The organism is Dongia mobilis (assembly GCF_004363235.1).
Lineage (GTDB): Bacteria > Pseudomonadota > Alphaproteobacteria > Dongiales > Dongiaceae > Dongia > Dongia mobilis.
In genome coordinates, this window is sequence record NZ_SNYW01000011.1 from 200462 (window position 1) to 217670 (window position 17209).

The 17209-nt window shown below is 64.9% G+C and carries 20 protein-coding genes; 7 read left to right on the forward strand and 13 right to left on the reverse strand.

The features are described 5' to 3' along the window. Window positions 1–3: 3 nt before the first annotated feature. The 6 genes from A8950_RS15435 to A8950_RS15460 all read right to left on the reverse strand — a co-directional run bounded on the left by A8950_RS15435 (window position 4) and on the right by A8950_RS15460 (window position 5894). Complete coding sequence (locus tag A8950_RS15435; protein ID WP_133614571.1) at window positions 4–381, reverse strand: Mth938-like domain-containing protein; 378 nt, start codon at window positions 379–381, stop codon at window positions 4–6. A 14-nt stretch (window positions 382–395) separates the two neighbouring features. Then, on the reverse strand, window positions 396–1334 hold the full coding sequence (gene secF, locus A8950_RS19700) for a protein translocase subunit SecF (protein ID WP_133614572.1): 939 nt from the start codon (window positions 1332–1334) through the stop codon (window positions 396–398). A gap of 12 nt (window positions 1335–1346) precedes the next feature. Continuing rightward, window positions 1347–2906: a protein translocase subunit SecD gene (gene secD / locus A8950_RS19705; protein ID WP_133614573.1), complete on the reverse strand. Its 1560-nt coding sequence runs from the start codon at window positions 2904–2906 to the stop codon at window positions 1347–1349. Between the two features lie 96 nt (window positions 2907–3002). After that, window positions 3003–3401 (reverse strand): preprotein translocase subunit YajC, encoded by a 399-nt coding sequence (yajC, locus tag A8950_RS15450; RefSeq protein WP_133614574.1) that lies wholly within the window; start codon window positions 3399–3401, stop codon window positions 3003–3005. A gap of 219 nt (window positions 3402–3620) precedes the next feature. Further along, complete coding sequence (locus A8950_RS15455; protein ID WP_133614575.1) at window positions 3621–4976, reverse strand: lytic murein transglycosylase; 1356 nt, start codon at window positions 4974–4976, stop codon at window positions 3621–3623. Window positions 4977–5141: 165 nt separating this feature from the next. Next, entirely contained in the window at window positions 5142–5894 is a 753-nt protein-coding gene (locus A8950_RS15460; RefSeq protein WP_133614576.1) for a TSUP family transporter, read from the reverse strand. 110 nt (window positions 5895–6004) lie between these two features. On the opposite strand from A8950_RS15460, the gene A8950_RS15465 reads away from it, so the two are divergent. The 3 genes from A8950_RS15465 (at window position 6005) to A8950_RS15475 (ending at window position 9100) form a co-directional block, all read left to right on the forward strand. Next, window positions 6005–6895, forward strand: coding sequence for a LysR substrate-binding domain-containing protein (locus A8950_RS15465; protein WP_166645211.1), 891 nt, complete (start codon window positions 6005–6007; stop codon window positions 6893–6895). 77 nt (window positions 6896–6972) lie between these two features. Further along, window positions 6973–7884: a DMT family transporter gene (locus tag A8950_RS15470; RefSeq protein ID WP_166645212.1), complete on the forward strand. Its 912-nt coding sequence runs from the start codon at window positions 6973–6975 to the stop codon at window positions 7882–7884. A 4-nt stretch (window positions 7885–7888) separates the two neighbouring features. Beyond that, complete coding sequence (locus tag A8950_RS15475) at window positions 7889–9100, forward strand: MFS transporter (RefSeq protein ID WP_166645213.1); 1212 nt, start codon at window positions 7889–7891, stop codon at window positions 9098–9100. On the opposite strand, the gene A8950_RS15480 is transcribed toward A8950_RS15475, so the two are convergent. The 4 genes from A8950_RS15480 to A8950_RS15495 are packed head-to-tail and all read right to left on the reverse strand — an operon-like array spanning window position 9079 to window position 11534. After that, the gene (locus A8950_RS15480; protein WP_133614580.1) at window positions 9079–9540 is read right to left on the reverse strand and encodes a DoxX family protein; all 462 of its coding nucleotides are present in this window, start codon (window positions 9538–9540) and stop codon (window positions 9079–9081) included. The two genes, A8950_RS15475 and A8950_RS15480, sit on opposite strands and share 22 nt — an antisense overlap. After that, window positions 9537–10334, reverse strand: a complete 798-nt coding sequence (locus A8950_RS15485) for an HvfC/BufC N-terminal domain-containing protein (RefSeq protein ID WP_166645214.1) — start codon at window positions 10332–10334, stop codon at window positions 9537–9539. The genes A8950_RS15480 and A8950_RS15485 overlap by 4 nt, the downstream gene beginning before the upstream one ends. Continuing rightward, window positions 10318–11238: an MNIO family bufferin maturase gene (gene bufB, locus A8950_RS15490; protein ID WP_133614582.1), complete on the reverse strand. Its 921-nt coding sequence runs from the start codon at window positions 11236–11238 to the stop codon at window positions 10318–10320. The genes A8950_RS15485 and bufB overlap by 17 nt, the downstream gene beginning before the upstream one ends. Window positions 11239–11246: 8 nt before the next feature. Beyond that, window positions 11247–11534, reverse strand: coding sequence for a BufA1 family periplasmic bufferin-type metallophore (locus A8950_RS15495; protein ID WP_133614583.1), 288 nt, complete (start codon window positions 11532–11534; stop codon window positions 11247–11249). A 175-nt stretch (window positions 11535–11709) separates the two neighbouring features. Between A8950_RS15495 and A8950_RS15500 the strand changes: the two genes are divergently transcribed. The 3 genes from A8950_RS15500 to A8950_RS15510 all read left to right on the forward strand — a co-directional run bounded on the left by A8950_RS15500 (window position 11710) and on the right by A8950_RS15510 (window position 13718). Then, window positions 11710–12264, forward strand: coding sequence for a sigma-70 family RNA polymerase sigma factor (locus tag A8950_RS15500; RefSeq protein WP_279513062.1), 555 nt, complete (start codon window positions 11710–11712; stop codon window positions 12262–12264). 10 nt (window positions 12265–12274) lie between these two features. Continuing rightward, window positions 12275–12910, forward strand: a complete 636-nt coding sequence (locus A8950_RS15505; protein ID WP_133614585.1) for an NrsF family protein — start codon at window positions 12275–12277, stop codon at window positions 12908–12910. 85 nt (window positions 12911–12995) lie between these two features. Next, on the forward strand, window positions 12996–13718 hold the full coding sequence (locus A8950_RS15510; protein WP_166645215.1) for a Crp/Fnr family transcriptional regulator: 723 nt from the start codon (window positions 12996–12998) through the stop codon (window positions 13716–13718). Between the two features lie 55 nt (window positions 13719–13773). Here the strand turns inward: A8950_RS15510 and pssA are convergent, their stop codons facing one another. Together pssA and A8950_RS15520 are read right to left on the reverse strand one after the other, a co-directional pair. Beyond that, window positions 13774–14571 (reverse strand): CDP-diacylglycerol--serine O-phosphatidyltransferase, encoded by a 798-nt coding sequence (pssA, locus tag A8950_RS15515; RefSeq protein ID WP_133614587.1) that lies wholly within the window; start codon window positions 14569–14571, stop codon window positions 13774–13776. 22 nt (window positions 14572–14593) lie between these two features. Then, window positions 14594–15280 (reverse strand): phosphatidylserine decarboxylase, encoded by a 687-nt coding sequence (locus tag A8950_RS15520; protein WP_133614588.1) that lies wholly within the window; start codon window positions 15278–15280, stop codon window positions 14594–14596. A gap of 226 nt (window positions 15281–15506) precedes the next feature. On the opposite strand from A8950_RS15520, the gene A8950_RS15525 reads away from it, so the two are divergent. Beyond that, complete coding sequence (locus A8950_RS15525; protein ID WP_133614589.1) at window positions 15507–15968, forward strand: hypothetical protein; 462 nt, start codon at window positions 15507–15509, stop codon at window positions 15966–15968. Window positions 15969–15977: 9 nt separating this feature from the next. Here the strand turns inward: A8950_RS15525 and A8950_RS15530 are convergent, their stop codons facing one another. Next, window positions 15978–17135, reverse strand: a complete 1158-nt coding sequence (locus tag A8950_RS15530; protein ID WP_133614590.1) for a LysM peptidoglycan-binding domain-containing protein — start codon at window positions 17133–17135, stop codon at window positions 15978–15980. Window positions 17136–17209 lie beyond the last annotated feature (74 nt).

Below are 17209 nucleotides of genomic sequence, written 5' to 3' on the forward strand. Positions count from 1 at the left end.
GCTCTACTCGATCGCAATGAGGGCCGCCGCCACATGGCGGCCCTCCGCCATCAGCACATTGTAGGTGCGCGCGGCCGCGCCGGTATCCATCGGTTCGAGCACGATTCCCTGCTCGCGCAATTGCTGACGCAGCGATTTCGGCAACAGGGCAAGGCGCGGGCCGCAGCCCAGCAGCAACAATTCGATCTCAGCCGCCCGCGCGATGACCGGGGCGAAGCTCTCCACGGCAAGTTCCGCCATGCCAGCCACGGGCCAGGCCAATGTCGCCTGCGGAAAGACCAGGATCGAGCCCTCATGGAGCATGCCGCCGACACGAAAGCGCCCGTCGCCATAGCTCTCGATGATCTGGCGACCGGCGGGTATGAGCGGCGTCAGATCCAAGGCAAGCGCTCCGCTCAGGCCGAGGGCGCGTCGGCGGCTTCCGCCTTCGCCTTGGCGCCCGGCCGCAGATTGGCATAGAGCAGCAGCGGCGTCGCCATGAACAGCGTCGAATAGGTCCCGATGACGATGCCCCAGATCAGCGCCACGGCGAAGCCGCGCATTGCCTCGCCGCCCCAGATGGCCAGCGCCAGGACCGAGAGCAGCGTCAGGCCGGAGGTGACCGTGGTACGGCTGAGCGTGGTGTTGAGCGCAAGATTGATCACGTCGCGCACGGCCATGGTCTTGTAGCGCCGCAACTCGAACCGGATGCGATCGAACACGACCACGGTGTCATTGACCGAATAGCCGGCGATGGTCAGAACCGCCGCCACCGTGGTGAGGTTGAACTCCATACCGGTGAGGGCGAAAAGGCCGACCGTGGTGACGCAATCATGCACCAGGGCGATGAGCGCATTGACGCCGTAATTCCACTCATAGCGGAACCAGATATAAGCCATGATGCCGCCCATCGCGAGCAGGAAGGCGAGTGCCGCGCTCTCGATGAGCTCGCTGCCCACTTTGGGGCCCACGGTCTCGGTGCGACGGTACTCCCAGGCGCTGCCCAGCTTCTCCTGCACCTTGGTGACGGCCTGTTGGGTCGCCGCTTCGCCGCCCTCCTGCTGCGGGATGCGAATGAGCACCACATCGGGCGCGCCGAACTCCTGCAGCGACACCTCGCCGAGGCCGAGATTGTTGAGATCGGTCCGCATGACGGAGAGGTCGGCGCTCGGCTCCGGACTCTTCACTTCCATGACGATGCCGCCGGCAAAGTCGATGCCGAAATTGAGGCCCTTGGTCATGACCAGACCGATCGAGCACAGCACCATCACGATCGAGAGCACGAAGGTGAATTTGTGAAAGCGCAGGAAGTCGATGCGCGTATCGTGCGGTATCAGTCGCGGGGGTTTCCACATGCGCCCTTACTCCTAAAGCGGCAGGACCTTGGGTCGCGCACGCCGCAACCAGATCGAAGTGATGAGCCGAGTCACCACGACCGCGGTGAAGACCGAGGTCACGATGCCGACCGAAAGCGTTACGGCAAAGCCCTTGATCGGGCCCGAGCCGAAGCCGAACAGGAACAGCGTCGATATGAGCGTAGTGAGGTTGCTGTCCATGATGGTGGCCTGCGCCTCGCGATAGCCGGCCTCCATCGCGTTGACCGGCGAGCGGCCGTTGCGGACCTCCTCACGCACGCGCTCGAGGATGAGCACATTGGCATCGACCGCCATGCCGAGCGTCAGCACGATGCCGGCGATGCCAGGCAGGGTCAGGGTCGCCTGCAACAGCGAGAGGATGCCGAGCAGCAACACGGCATTGAAGACGAGCGCGACATTGGCGACCAGGCCAAAGAATCCGTAGAGAACCACCATCGCCACCACGACCATGACGATGGCAATCATGAAGGCCTGCTTGCCAGCCTCGATCGAATCGGCGCCGAGATCGGCGCCGACCGTGCGTTCCTCCAGCACGGTGAGCGGCGCCGGCAGGGCGCCGGCGCGCAGCAACAGGGCGAGGTTGCCGGCCGATTGCGTGGTGAAATTGCCGCTGATGACGCCGCGACCGCCGAGGATGGCATCGCGAATGACGGGCGCGCTGATGATCTTTCCATCGAGGACGATGGCAAAGCGCTTGCCGACATTGCGCGCTGTCGCATCGCCGAACTTGCGGGCGCCGACCGAATCGAAGTTGAACTGGACCACCGGCAGGCCCTGGTCGAAGGTCTGCTGCGCGTCGGTCAGATTCTCGCCGGAGACGAGCACGGCGCGCTGCACCCAGAGACGCTGGCCGGGCGCACCCTCGCCGTCCGCCATCGGCAGCTGGATCGAGGTAGGCGAGCCGGTGCCGGTCGCCTCGGCTGTTTCGTCGACCATCTGGAAGGTCATCTTGGCGGTGGCGCCGATCAGGGCCTTCAGATTCTGCGGATCCTTGACGCCCGGCAGCTGCACGACGATGCGGTCTTCGCCCTGACGGATGATGGTCGGTTCCTTGGTGCCGGTCTCGTCAATGCGGCGGCGGATGATCTCGATCGACTGGTCAACCGCATGGGTGCGCGCCTGCGTGATCGCCGCCTCGGTGAAGCCGAGGCGAACCGCGCCGTCCGGCGCGATGTCGAGTTCCATACCGCTGGCAAGCGGGGCCAGCGCTTCGCGCGCACGCTCGATGGCGGTGGCATCGGAAATCCGGACGATCACCTGCTCGCCATCGAGGCCAAGACCGGTATAACCCAGGCCGGCGCCGCGCAGGGCAGCGCGAACCTCGTTGACTGTCCCCTCCAGGCGCTCCTTGACCAGCGCGTTGGTATCGACTTCGAACAGCAGATGCGAGCCGCCCTGGAGATCGAGGCCGAGGCTGACCGCCCGCGCCGGCAGCCAGGATGGCAGGCGCTGCAACTGCCCTTCGCTGAAAAAATTCGGCATCACCGCATAGATACCGATGATCAGCGTGAGCAGGATCAGGGTGACCTTGAACTTGGAGAACTGCAGCATCTGGCGTTGGGTCCCAGCGGATTTTGGCGCGCAACTTGGCGCGGATATCGGCCAGAATGGCGCGACCGGGCACATGGCCCGGCCGCATCATCCGGATCAGGCGTCGTTGGCGCCGTTTTTCGTTTCGACAGTCTTGGCCTCCGCCTTGGCATCGGCCTTGGCGCCCTTGGCAGGCAGGGTGCGGTTGGTCACCTCCGCGACCGCCGAGCGGACGACGCGGACGCGCACGTTCGGCGCGATCTCGACCTCGACATCGTTCTCGCCATCGACCGCCTTGGTGACGACACCGAGGATGCCGCCATTGGTGACGACCTTGTCGTTCTTCTTGAGCGAGGCGACGAGGGCACGATGTTCCTTCATCCGCTTCTGCTGCGGGCGGATCATCAGGAACCAGAAGACGACGAAAATGAGAATGAGCGGCAGAAAGCTGGCCAGCATGTCGGCACCGCCCGGCGAGGCCCCCGCGGCCTGGGCGTAAGCTTCGGAAATGAACATCCCTCGAAATCTCCCTGAATAAGGTTACCGTCAGGGTCCGGCGCGCCGCCCCAACCCTCCCGAAAGGCGCGACTATAACCATCGGGCGGAGAAAAGCAATCCGCCCTTTTCTTTGTAGTTACAGTCGGTTAGCGCAATTTCATGTGACACCGGCCAACCGCCTCAACACGCCATCCCCGGGGCTTGGCCCGGGCATCCACGCGAAGTGCCGCGATTGCCTCAGCCCGCCATGCGACGGCGCATCTCCAGGAGCAGGGATTTGGTGGCGAATCCATCCGCCGGCAAGCCCGCCTGCAACTGGAACAGCCGGATCGCCTTGCGGGTCTTGAGCCCGATGACGCCATCGACCGCACCCTCCAGGTGACCAAGGCCGACCAGGCGCTGCTGGATCTCTTCGCGCTCCTCCAGATTGAGAGGCGGTTCGTCTACCGGCCATCTGCCCTGGATCCCCTTGCCGCCCATCACCCGGTCACCGAGATAGGCGACAGAAAGGGCATAGGAAGTGGAGTAGTTGTATTTGAGGATGGCCTTGAAATTCTGCGTCGTGAGGAAAGCCGGGCCCTTATGTCCAGCCAGCAGCAGGATCGAGGTGTCGCCGGCAAGCGCCGGCAGGGGCGAACCATCGAAGCGGGTGACGCCCAGTTTCTTCCACTCGGAAATCGGCTTGGTGATGTCGAGTTCCGCGTTCTGATAGGGAAAGCCGGCCGGCAGTTTCACCTCGAAACCCCAGGGCAGGCCGCGCTGCCAGCCATCGCGCACGAGGTGATTGGCGGTCGAGGCAAACACGTCCGGCATCGAGGTCCAGAGGTCGGGCGCACCCGAGCGGTCGCGGTCGACGGCGATGGTGAGATAGTTCGACGGCAGGAACTGGCTGTGACCCATGGCGCCGGCCCAGGAGCCGATCATGTCCTTGGGCGCGACATATCCCTTGGCCGCAATCTTGAGGGCCGAAAGCAATTCGGTGCAGGCAAAATCCTTGCGCCGGGTACCATAGCCGACATTCGAGAGCGCCTCGAACACATTGACGTTGCCGAAGTTGTTGCCGAAATCGGTCTCGATGCCCCAGATTCCCATGAGGATGTTGGCATTGGTGCCGAAATCGCGCTCGATCTCGGCCAGTATGGCGCGATTTTCCGGCAGCCTGGCCTGACCCTTGGCGATGCGCTCGGCCGAGACGGCGCGGTCCAGATAGGTCCAGACGGGTGTCACGAATTCCGGCTGCTTGGCAGCGCGGTCTCGGATCTCGGGGTTCTCGTAGACTCCGGCAAAGGCAGTGCGGATGACCTGTTCCGGCTGGCCCTGGTGGAGCGCATAGGCGCCGAATCGAGCCACCCATTCTTCGTAGCTGGACGCTTCCTTGGGGCAAGTGGTCTGGGTGAGCGTCGTCATGTCTGGCACGGCAAGGCTGGCGGTCGCGGGTGTGGCACCGGGTTCGGCCGGCGCCTGCTCGCTGGCGGGGGCCGATGCCGCCGGCTGGGTCGCAGTTGCTGACGGTGTTGCCGCGCAACCGCCCATCAGCGCCGCTGCCAGCAGCGTCGCCCCGTACCAACGTCGCTCTTTCAGAAAAGCCGCCATCACGCCTCGCTACACCCGAATCACCTGGCAATTGCCTCGGCCAAACTACCGGGAAAGGGGGGAAAAGTCACCGGAATCAGCATAGTTAGGCGCGGCACCGACGTCAGGCGACGGGATGATTCGCCGATGCCCTGCGGCGCCGGATGCGGGGAATGCTGACATCGCTCAGCCCATCAGCAGGGCAATCCCGCGGACCAGGCAGACCAGCCCCACCAATGCCGCCAGCCAGCGCGTCCAAAGCTGGAATGCGCGGTTGGTCAATCGATCGATCACGAATTTGGCCAGCGTCGTGCCGGTGATGGCAGAGACGATGGAGATGGCGAAGATCCAGAGCGGCAGTTCGTTGACCACATCGGCCATGCCGGCCACAAGCAGGAAGTAGGCGAGCTTGAAGAGATGGCCGAGGGTCTGCGAACAGGCCTTGGTGGCGACGATCTGGCGCCGGTCGAGATCGGTCCGGAAGAAGAAGATGTCGAGCAACGCACCGGAGACGCCGGCGACAACGTGAATCGCCATCACGATCATGCCGAGGATGACCGGCGCAAATGGCCGGCGAATGTCCGGCGCCAATCCTGCAGGCACGACGAGGGCGAAGAAGGGAATGACGCCAAGGCCGATATAGACCCAGGCGGTATCGGGCTGGAAGCTGATCCAGGTGAGGATGGCAAAGGCCAATGCCGAACCGGCGATATAGCCGGGCATGACGCGCCAGAGGATATAGCGGTGCCAGAGCAGGGCACGCCAGCCATTGGCGGTCATCTGGGTCACCGCATGCAGGCTCATCGCCGCGGGCACAGGCAAGGCAAGCAGCAGCAGAGCCATGAGGATCAGACCGCCCAGCATGCCGAAGATGCCGGAGAGGAAAGATGTCGCCAGGACGGCGGCGATCAGGGATAGCAGGGTGGCGAGGCCGACCATTGAAAACCCGCGGCAGAACTGCGTCTGCCGCCGTTATGCCTTGCCGGCCCTATCGGAACCAGCCCGATTCTGCCAGACTAGGCCAAGTAATTATTGGGGTGATCCGTGTCATGTCCCCATCATTGAAAGGCCTGAAGGCCGTCGAGGCTGCTCTCCGTTTGGGCAGCTTTGCCGCCGCCGCACTGGAACTCAACGTCACCCAGACGGCCATCAGCCGTCTGGTCAAACTGGTCGAAGGCCAGATCGGGCAGCGCCTGTTCGAGCGCCAGGCCAACAGCCTTGCCCCGACGCCGGCCGGGCGCAGCCTGGCACCGCTGCTGGCTGACGCGTTCCGGCGCCTTGATGCCGCGGTCGATACCGTGCGGCGGGCAACGCCGCCCGGCCTCTCGGTCGCCATCGGCCCGACCTTTGCGATGCGCTGGCTGATCCCGCGGCTGCATCACTTCCAGATGCGCCATCCCGGCATCGAAGTGCGCCTGGTCACCGCCATCGAGGACGACATCACGCTGCGCCCGGATTGGGCGGCGACCATCCGGCTGAGTGCCGCCCCCCTGCCCGGCCTCGCCGCCGAAAGATTGTTCTCGGCGGTCCTCATTCCCGTTGCCGCCCCCCAGATCGCCGAGAAGATAAAACGGCAGACAGACCTGCTGCATCACACCCTGCTCGAGGTCGCCAATGCGCCGCAGGCGTGGCCGCGCTGGCTCGCAGCCAGCGGCCTCGACCCCGCCCGCTTCCGCCGCCGGCTTTCCTTCGACTACTCGACCTATGCCATTCAGGCCGCTCTCGACGGCCTCGGCATCGCCCTGGTCAGGCCGCCTTATGTGCAGGACGACCTCGATGCCGGGCGGCTGATCCGGCTGTTCGACCTGGCGCTGGATGATCCCGACAAGGCTTGGCACCTGATCTATCGGCCGGAAGCGCTGGCCGATCCGCCTTTCGTTGCCTTCCGCACCTGGCTGCTGGGTGAAATAGGAAAAACTGGCGAAACTGCCGACAACTGATGCATATCAGCCATGAGGCGCCGATCCTTGCGCAAGGCGGATGCCCCATTATGCTGCGCCTGGACAGAGGGGGAACAATGACCACGGCATCGACAGAGGCGCAGCGCATCCACACCCAAAGGCTGGGGACGCTGCTGGTCGTCGGCGCTGCCATCTGCTGGAGCCTCGGCGGCCTGATCGCCCGGCAGATCCACCTCGACCCCTGGACCATTGTTGCCTGGCGCGGCGCCATCGCCGCCACATCACTGCTGATCTTCCTGCTGATCCGCGATCGCAGCGGCACCTGGGGACTGTTCCGTGGCATGGGTGTGGGCGGCATCGGCGTCGCCATCTGCTTTGCCACTGCCTCGATCTCGTTCGTCATCGCCCTGCAGCACGCAACCGTTGCCCTCATCCTGGTCGTACAGTCGACGGCGCCGCTGATCGCCGGCATCATCGCCTGGGCCTGGATGCGCGAGCGGCTCGGCTGGGCCAGCATCGCGGCGATGGCGGTTGCCTTTGCCGGCATCCTGCTGATGGTCAGCAAGGCCGAGGGGCACGCCGATGCGCTCGGCCTCACCCTCTCCGGCGTGATCGCGGTCAGCTTTGCCGTGGCAACAGTGCTGACCCGGCGCTATGCCCATGTTCGCATGACTCCGGCGACCTGCCTCGGCACGGCGATCATGGGACTGATCGGCTTTGCCCTGGCCGGCCTTGATGCGTTCTCGATCAGCGCCGTGGATTTCGGCTATCTGTTCCTGTTCGGCGCGGTGCAGTTGGCAATCGGCCTCATCCTGTTCACAACAGGCGCGCGCCATATTCCGGCGGCGCAAGCCGCCCTGCTTTCGCTGGTCGAAACGGTTCTCGGTGCCTTCTGGGTCTTCCTGTTCCTCGGCGAGAATCCCGGCATTTATGCGCTCTATGGCGGCGTGCTCGTGGTCGGCGCCGTTGCCGCCAACACGATCTATGGCCAGCGGCGCGTTGCACGCCAGCCGCTCAACGTCGCCTGAACCGATGATGCCGCTCTCCAAGCAGGTCCTGCTGCGCGCATTGGCGCCGTTTGCGGCCGGCTATTTCACCTCCTATTTGTTCCGCGTGGTCAACGCCGCGATCTCGGACGACCTGATTGCCGAACTGGGCTTGAGCAACACCGATCTCGGCTTCATGACGGCGATGTATCTCTATGGCTTCGTGCTCATCCAACTGCCGCTGGGGTTGCTGCTCGACAGGTTCGGCCCGCGCCTGGTCCAGACCTTCCTGCTTCTGGTCGCGGCGGCGGGCGCCGCCTGGTTCAGCTTCGCCGACCATACGCTGTCGCTGGCGCTCGCCCGCTTCCTCATCGGTCTTGGCCTCGGTGGATGCCTCATGTCGGCCTTCAAGGCCAATGCCATGTGGCTGCCGAGCGACCGGCTGGCGCTTGGCAATTCTGCCGTCGTGACTTTCGGCGCGCTCGGTTTCCTGGCCGGCACCTATCCCGCCAACCTGCTGGCCGATCTCATCGGCTGGCGGCCGCTCTTCTGGCTGCTGACGCTGTTCACCCTTGCCGTCGCGGCGACGATCTTCCTGGTGGTGCCGAAGCGTGACGACGACCATCGGCCGGTCGCGCTGTCAACGCAGTTGAGGGGCTACTGGGGCATCTTCCTCGATCCCGTCTTCTGGCGCGTGGCACCGGTGGTCGCCGCGATCTCCGGCACCTTCATCGCGACGCAGAGCCTGTGGGCGACGCGCTGGATGACGGATGTCATGGGGCTGGACCAGCAAAGCGCCAACGCGCAACTGATGATACTGGGGCTCGCCTTTGCCGTAGGTTCGCTGTCGACCGGCCTTATCGCCGACCGGCTGCAGCGTCACGGTATCGGCCTGAAGACCGTCGTCGCCGGCGCCTTTGCTCTTTTCGCGGCGGCGCAATTGGCGATGATTTTTGCGCTGCCGCTGCCGCTCCCCGTCATCTGGATCGCCTATGGCTTCACCGGCCAGGCCGCCAATCTGGGCTATGCCACCCTCGCCACCCATTTCGGCCGGGATCTTGCCGGGCGCGCGCAATCCGCTGCAAACCTCTTGCTGTTCCTGGCCTCGGCCCTGTTCCAGTCGGGCACCGGCTGGGTGCTGGATCACGTCGGCGACGTGGATCGCGGCTATCAGATCGCCTTCGGCCTGCTGCTCGTCCTCGAGGTCGCGGCCTTCGCCTGGTACGCCGCTGGCCGCTACGATGCGCGGCGCCCCTGAGCCATCGTGGCGCCGACCCGCTGGCTTGCCAGCAGATGATCCAGCGACAGCCGGCCGGCGCCGAATATCACCAGATAGAGCATCGCCGCCGCCCAGACGGCGTGGGTATCGAAGGCGTTGGGATAGACGAAGACCTGGATCACCGCCGTCATGCCGAGCAATGCAAGTGCTGCAAAGCGCGTGCCCAGACCCAGGAAAAGCAGGAACGGCAGGGACAATTCCACCGCCATTGCCAGCGGGGCGGCAATCTCCGGCGGCAGGAACGGCAGGCGGTATTCGCTCTCGAACAGCGCCAGGGTCAGCCCGCTTTCCCAGCCATCCAGTTTGAGCAGTCCGGAGCGCAGGAAAATGGCACCGATGCCGAGCCGTGCCAGCACGGCAACAAAATCGGCCGGGATGCGGGTGAAGAGGGAATTGAGGCGGTCGATGATGGCGATCATGCGGGGTCACTCCGTCTGGCAGCGTCGTCGCTGACTGGAAAAAAGCCGGTGAGAATCCCGGCGCTCAACAGGAAGGCAAGGGCTGCGGTCAAATCGGCACCGACCAGATTGGTCGCATCCCCCAGCGCAACACCCGCCTGCAGGCGTTCGACAAAATCCGCGCGCGACGCCGGCACGGCATGGATCTCGGCGACCAGACCGGGACGGACCAGGAGGGCGTTCTCGCCGGGCAGACCGGCCGGCACGACGGCCGGGTTGGCGGGGTCAATATTCGCGCGCCAGATCGAGACGATCGGGAAAGGCGAGCGGAGAATGGCGAGGCTGGGATGCAGGGTGAAGCGAAGCCGCGCCATGACATCCGGCGGCTGGGCCGCCAGAGCGGCGCGATCGATCGGCGCCGCATCCGCCGCCAGCAAGGCGCAGTGCCGCAGCCATTCCAGGCGCGCCACATCGGCGAGATAGGCAAGATGCTGCGACGGCGGAAACCGCTCGACAAAGTTTGGAAAAAGGGCGCCGTATTCCAACAGAACCGGCCCGGCGGGCGGATGCTGCCGGATGAAGGCGTCCGTCAGTGCTGCGAAAAAATCGGCACCAAGCAGACGACGCAGCACGGGGAATCGATCCGCCAAGACGCGCCCAAGGCCCGCCGCCATGTTGTTGCGATAGATGGCGAAGCGAACCGCGGGATCGACGCCCGGACGCGCGGCAAGCCTCGCCGGGATGGCGCTGCGCGGCTCCCGCAGGGCGGCAGCGAAGGCCTCCGGAAATGCAGCTTGCTCAGGCGATGGCGACATGACGCGCCTCGGCCAACGCATTCCCGGCCAGCTGACGAGCCAGCGACGCCTCGCTGACGAGGCGCGGCCAATCGGGCAAATCCTGGTCCCATTCGATCAGGACCGGCACCCCGGCCAGCCGCGGCGCAATCGCCGCAAACAGGTCCCAGACCGGATCGGCAACGGGCATGCCATGCGTGTCGATGAGCAGGCTGCCTCCGTCGGCATCCCGGCAATGATCATGGCCGGCCAGATGGATCTGTGCCACAGCGTCTTGCGGGAATTCGGCGAGCATCGCCCAGGAATCCCAGCCGGCATTGATGGCCGAGACGTAGAGATTGTTGATATCCAGCAGCAGCCGGCAGCCGCTGCGCCGGGAGAGTTCGGCCAGAAACTCCGCCTCGCTCATCTCGCTCTCGGCGAAGGTGAGATAAAGCGACGGATTCTCAATCAGGATCTGACGGCCAAGGCAATCCTGCGTCTCGGCCACATGCGCGCTCATCCGCGCCAGATTGGCCTGCGTATAGGGCAGTGGCAGCAGGTCGTTGAAATAGGTGCCGCCATGGCTGGACCAGGCGAGGTGCTCGGAGAAATGGAACGGTTGGTAGCGATCGACAAGCTGGCGCAGCCGCGCCAGATGGCGGCGATCCGGCCGGTCGGCACCGCCAAGCGAAAGGCCGACGCCATGAAAGGACAGCGGCAAGTCCTGACGCAGCGCTGTCAGGAAGTGATGCTGCGGCCCACCATCGCACAGGTAGTTCTCGGGATGTACCTCAAGGAAATCCACCGCCCCCGGTTCAGCGAGTGCCGCGCGAAAGTGCGGCGGCCGCAGGCCGACCCCGGCCGGTGGGGACAATCCGGCCGGGGTCGGGCGTGAGGCCGGCACCGCGCTGGTGGACAGGCTGGGGATGCGGCGCGGCGCCATCGGCGGCCTCAGGACTCGATCGGCGCCAGGGAACCGGGACGTGTGCTGCCGTCGGGCAGGGTCACCATGGTGGTTTCGCAGGTGCCGGCAGGCACCAGTTTCCAGGCCTGCTTGTCGAAATCGACCTTCGACGTGCCGGCGCAGGAATTGCCGCCGGTCGAGGCACAATCGTTCTGGCCGGCAAGCGAGATGCCATAGCACTTTTCGGTTCCCTCGGCCGCGGCCGGAACGGCCGACAATGCCAATGCCGAAAGCAGGGAGCCGGCGATGGTCAGGCCGGCGGTTCGACGGTTCATGTGGTTCCTCACAGTTGCAGTTGGGCCGGGATCGGCTTACAGGAGGCAATACGCCGCAGGAACGGGCACCGTTACGCCGCATTGGGCGGCGCAACTGCAATTTCGACTGATGGCAATTTCGACCGATTCCGGCCTGTAACATTGTCAATCCGCCGGCGAACAGAATGGTAAAGGCGTGAGAGAAATCGAGTTGGATCTGGCCGCGGCAATGCGGAGCGCCCTGGACGGCGACGAAACGGCCTATCGGCGGCTGCTCGGCGACCTCGCCGGTTTGCTGCGCGGCTGGATCCGGCGCGAGCTTGCCCGTCAGGGTTACAACGTTGCGGATGCCGAGGACATCGTGCAGGAAACATTGATCGCCATTCACCTGAAGCGGGGCACCTGGGACCGGGAGCGTCCGTTCCTGCCCTGGCTGCGGGCGATCAGTCGGCACAAGATGGTCGACAACCTGCGCCGTCGCGGGCGTCGCATCGTCATACCGATCGAGGAGTTTGCCGAGGTGCTGGCAGCGCCTGAACCGGAGGAGAGCCTGCCAGCCGATGCCCTTGACCGGCATCTGGCGCAATTGCCCAAGGGCCAGGAGAAAGTGGTGCGCGCAATTTCGGTCGACGGCATGAGCATCGCGGAAACGGCGCAGCACCTGATGATGAAGGAAGGCGCCGTCCGCGTGGCACTCCATCGCGGCTTGACCGCCCTCGCCCGTGCCGCGCGGCGCGCCGAAACGACATGAAGAAGACGATATGAAGACCGATCAACTCATCGACAGCCTCGTTGCCGACCAAGGGCGCCGGGTGAACGGCAGTGGAATGACGCTGCTGGCCTCCTTGCCGATCGCGTTGCTGGTCAGTATCGCCCTCTTTGCCTATGTCCTTGATATGCGTGACGACCTCGCGGCGGCGCTGGAATCTTGGCGCTATCTGCTGAAGCTGTTGCTGCCCGCGCTCGTCGCTGTCGCCGCCATCGCGCTGATGCTGCATTTGGCGCGACCGCAAGCCGCCGCCGCGGTACTCCGCTGGCTGGCCTGGCTGGCTGTGCCGCTGGTCCTCGGGTTGCTAGCCGAGGCGGTTCTGGTCCCCCGCGAATCATGGGGAGTAGTCGCGATCGGACAGAATCCGCTCTTCTGCCTGTTCTTCGTGCCGGCACTGTCACTGCCGCCACTGGCCGCCGCCCTATGGTCCCTCTCGCGCGGCGCCCCGCAATCCCCGACGGCCGCGGGTATCGTTGCAGGACTTGCAGCCGGCGGAATCGGCGCACTCCTCTATGCCGCGCATTGCGACAACGACTCACCTTTCTATCTGGCCCTTTGGTATCTGGGCGGGATCTCCATAGTCACCCTGCTGGGTGGGTTGATCGGGCACCGCTATCTGCGCTGGTAAGCGCTCCGTTCACTGTGGGTTCCAACATAGGTCAAAGGCTGCGCCATGGTTGGCGGCGCCCGGCCTTTCGATTATGCTGGCGCCCATGGGAACGACACCGACTCAGCCTGCCGAACGCACCCTGCGCGCTTTTCCGCTCCTCGAGGGCCTGTCAGATTCCGATCTGAAGGCGCTGGAATCGCGCTGCCGCTGGCGTACCTGTGACAAGGGGCAGACCATCCTCGACAAGGGGGCGACCTCGCGCGATGTGTTCTTCGTGCTGCGCGGTTCGGTCGCCGTGGTGACCTTTTCGCCCACCGGCAAGGAAGTCACGCTGGCGACGGTAAAGCCCGGCGAGTCATTCGGCGAACTGGCCGCGATCGACGAGCAGCCGCGCTCTGCCAGCGTCACCGCGATCGAGAAGTCGGAACTGTGCATCATGCCGCCGGAGATATTCGTCGACCTGGTGCGGACCAATGCCGTCGTCTCGTTCCGCCTGCTGCAGCGCATGGCCCGGCTGGTACGACAAAGCGGGTTGCGCATCATGGAATTGTCGACCCTGCAGGCGGCGCAACGCGTCTACGCCGAATTGCTGCGCATGGCGCAGCCGGAACCGGCCGTGCCGGGGCTCTGGGTGGTGCGGCCGCTGCCGCCGATGCATGAGATTGCCGGCATGACCAGCACGACGCGCGAAACCGTGAACCGCGCGGTCAGCCAGCTCTATCCCAGCGGGCTGCTGAAGCGGAAGGGGCGCAACCTCTATCTGATGGACCGCAACAAGCTGGAAGAGCTGGTGCAGTCGCTGCAGGCCCACCACAATCACAAATAGGCACAAATAGGCGTCGGCAAGGCCGTACGAGGAAGCCCGGGCAACGCCCAGGCGCTCAATCCTGCTCGACCTCGATTTCCGTCTCGCCGTGCGAGGCAAGCGGCCGTTGTGCCTGAAGCCGCCGCTGTGACTGGTAGGAAAACGGAATCGTGCACAGATAGGCAAGCAGGGTGAAGAACAGCGTCGCCCAGGGCAGGCTGACCAGCAGTGCTGCATAGATGGCGACACCGGTCATGGTGGGCAGGACCAGACGCTGCGTGATGCGGACGCGCTTGAAGGAAAAGGTCGGCAGGCGGCTGACTGCCAGGGCCCCGACACCAACGATGACCAGGCCGGCGAAGACCGGTGCGCGCAGGAAGGCCGCGCCGAATTCCAGCCAGGCGATGAGCGGCATGAGAACCAGCCCGGCCGCGGCCGGCGCCGGAACCCCGGTGAAGAAGCGGCTGTGCCAGGCAGGAAGATCGTCATTCTCCATCTTGGTATTGAAGCGCGCCAGGCGCAGCGCCATGCAGGCACTGAAGGCGAGAACCAGCGCCCAGCCGACGCCCTTTATCTCATGCGTACTCCAGAGAAACACCACCACCGCCGGTGCCACGCCGAAGCTGACGAAATCGCTGAGGGAATCGAGCTCGGCGCCGAACTTGCTGGTGGAATCGAGCAGCCGGGCGATGCGCCCGTCGAGCGCGTCGAAGATCGCCGCCACCAGAATGGCAATGACCGCGAGGTCCCAGCGATCCAGCAGGGCAAAGCGGATGCTGCTCAGCCCGGCGAACAAGGCGCACAGCGTCAGCATGTTGGGGATGAGGCGGTTGATCGAATGATCACGCAGGCGATGGCGCTTGATCATATCCATATCCCTTTCCTGAGGCTGCCGCTCAGCGCATCTCGCCGAGCCGCGCCGCCTCTTCCGAACGCAGATCCGCCAGCACGGTTTCACCGGCAATCGCGGTCTGGCCGACGCTGACCAGCGGCTGCACACCGTCCGGCAGATAGACGTCGACCCGGCTGCCGAAACGGATGAGGCCGAAGCGCTCGCCCGCCTTGAGGTGCTGACCGACGCGTGTCCAGCAGATGATGCGGCGCGCAACCAGGCCGGCGATCTGAACCGTGCAGATGTCCTGTCCGTCCGGCGTGCGCAGCCAGAGCGATTGCCGCTCGTTCTCGTCGCTGGCCTTGTCCAGGGCCGCGTTCAGGAACTTGCCGGGCCGGTAGGCGCTGGCCACGACCTCGGCATCGACCGGTGCGCGGTTCACATGGACATTGAAGACATTCATGAAGACGCTGATCCGCGTCCGCGGCCGCTGGTCGAGGCCCAATTCCGAGGGTGGCACTGCCGGCTGGATCATCTGCACGACGCCGTCGGCCGGGCTTATCACCAGCCCGGCGCGCAGCGGTGTCACCCGATCCGGATCACGAAAAAAGTAGGCACACCAGAGCGTTAGAACCAGGCCCATGAGGCCGAGGGGAAGCCAAAGCCACCACAACAGGACCGTTGCGGCGGCGAAGATCGCGATGAAGGGCCAACCGGCGCGATGGATTGGACAGAGTACCTTTGGTGTCAACGGTCATGCTCTCTTAACGGTTACCGGCGTCCACTGCCATGACGGGCAAGCCCTAACGGTTTGATTTGCCACAGATCGGGCATGGCGTCACGGCTGAAATCGCCACATCATTTAGGGTGAATTCGGCCTTATGCCAGCAACTTTTACAAATCGTTAAGCGACCTGCCTTAGCATCGTCGCGCGCCATGGCATAGGGTGGCATCAGGAGGGGCGCGGAATTGTGACGATGAACATGTTGGCCAAGAAGCTGCTGCCCGAAGACGTCAGCCACCTGCACCTCGACGACAGTGGCAAACTGTCGATCGGTCGCAGCGGCGGCCTGGTCGAGTTCGGCTTCACCTACATGGACGTCGCCTTTGCCGCCAATACGCGCCTGATCGAATCGGGTCCGGTCGTTCAGATTTCCGGCGAGGTGGCACCTCTGCCCTATTCCGCCGAAGGCGTCGCCGTGCGGCGCTCGGCGATGGCGATCATCAATGCCAGCCAGAGCCTCGGCCACACCCGTTTCGCCATCAGCAAGCACAAAATGATCATTTGCGTCGGCAAGGCGCCGATCGAGCAGCCATGGGGGCCGGTCGATCTGATATCCGCGGCGGCCACCATCATTCTCGAGATTCGCCCCTGCCTGCAAATGCTGGCCGAGATCCTGCCGGCCTGGCCGGCCCGCCGGCAAAGTCATGTCACCTGACCGACCGGGTTATGGTTGCGGCAGGTCGAACACCTGACCCGGATAGATCAGATCCGGATCGCGGATGCGGTCCTTGTTGGCCTCATAGATGATGCTGTAGCGCATGCCCTCGCCATAGGTGCGCCTTGCCAGGCGCCAGAGCGAGTTGCCAGGCTGGACGATAACCTTGTCCGCGTCCGGCGACAGGGCGGCAAGATCCGGTTGCTGCACCGGTTGCACGATCCGATTGACGACGTTGCCGGCGCCATCCACCTGGTCGATTCGCAATTCATGCGTTCCGACGGGCAATTGCTCGTCCGGTAGATAGGCCCAGCGCCCATCCTGGTCGACCTCGGCGGCACCCAGCAACTGGTTATTGAGGTAGAGCCGGACTTCGCCGCCGGCCGGTGCCCGGCCGGACATCGCCATGCGGCCGGATTGGTCAAAATCGAGTACATCCAGGGTCGGCGCCTCGACCGGGCCGGAGCCAGACTCGTCCCCCGCGGTCGGCAGGTTGAGGATCTGGCTGGCACCCTCGCCGCTTTGCGGCACCGAGAGCGCCAGCGCGCCCGCCGGTTCGGTCACCGGGTTGCCAGCGATGTCCTTGGCCGGCGCCGGCACCACAACGATCACCATGCGCTCGGATTGTGCACCGCCGCCGCCATCCTGCCTGATCTGAAGAGTGAATTTGTGCGTGCCTGGCTCGATCGCGCTGTCGGGCAGCAGGACCCATTCGCCGCGATCATCGGCCTCGGCCTCGCCGATCGGCTTGCCATCATCGAGCAGAACCACCCTGGCGCCCGGCGCCGCGCGGCCGGCAATGACGGCATCGCCATTCGGATTGACCCGCACAACGTCAAAGCTGGGGAGGACGGTTTCCGGCGCCGCCACCTCGGCAGCCGGATTGGCAACCGCACCGGTTTCCGTGCCGCCCGACGACGCTGCGCCGGTCGTTGAACTGTCGGCGGTCGAGGCGCCGGATGTTGCATCGCCGGTCGCCGCCGGCTGGGCGCCGGTACTTTCAGGCGTGACCTCTGGCGTGGCGGAGGGCGCACTTTCCGTCGCTTCCGCGACCGCCGGCGTCTCCTGCGTATCGTCGTCTTCCTGCTGGCCGATGGCGTAAATAAGGCCCGCGGCCACAATCACGACAACCGCACCGGCGGTGCCTATAAGTGCCAATCTCGTCATAGCGACCTCGTTCCCATCCGCAGCCCCCAGCCGCCACCGTGCCGGGAATCGAGGCTAAACCGGCCTGCGCGTTC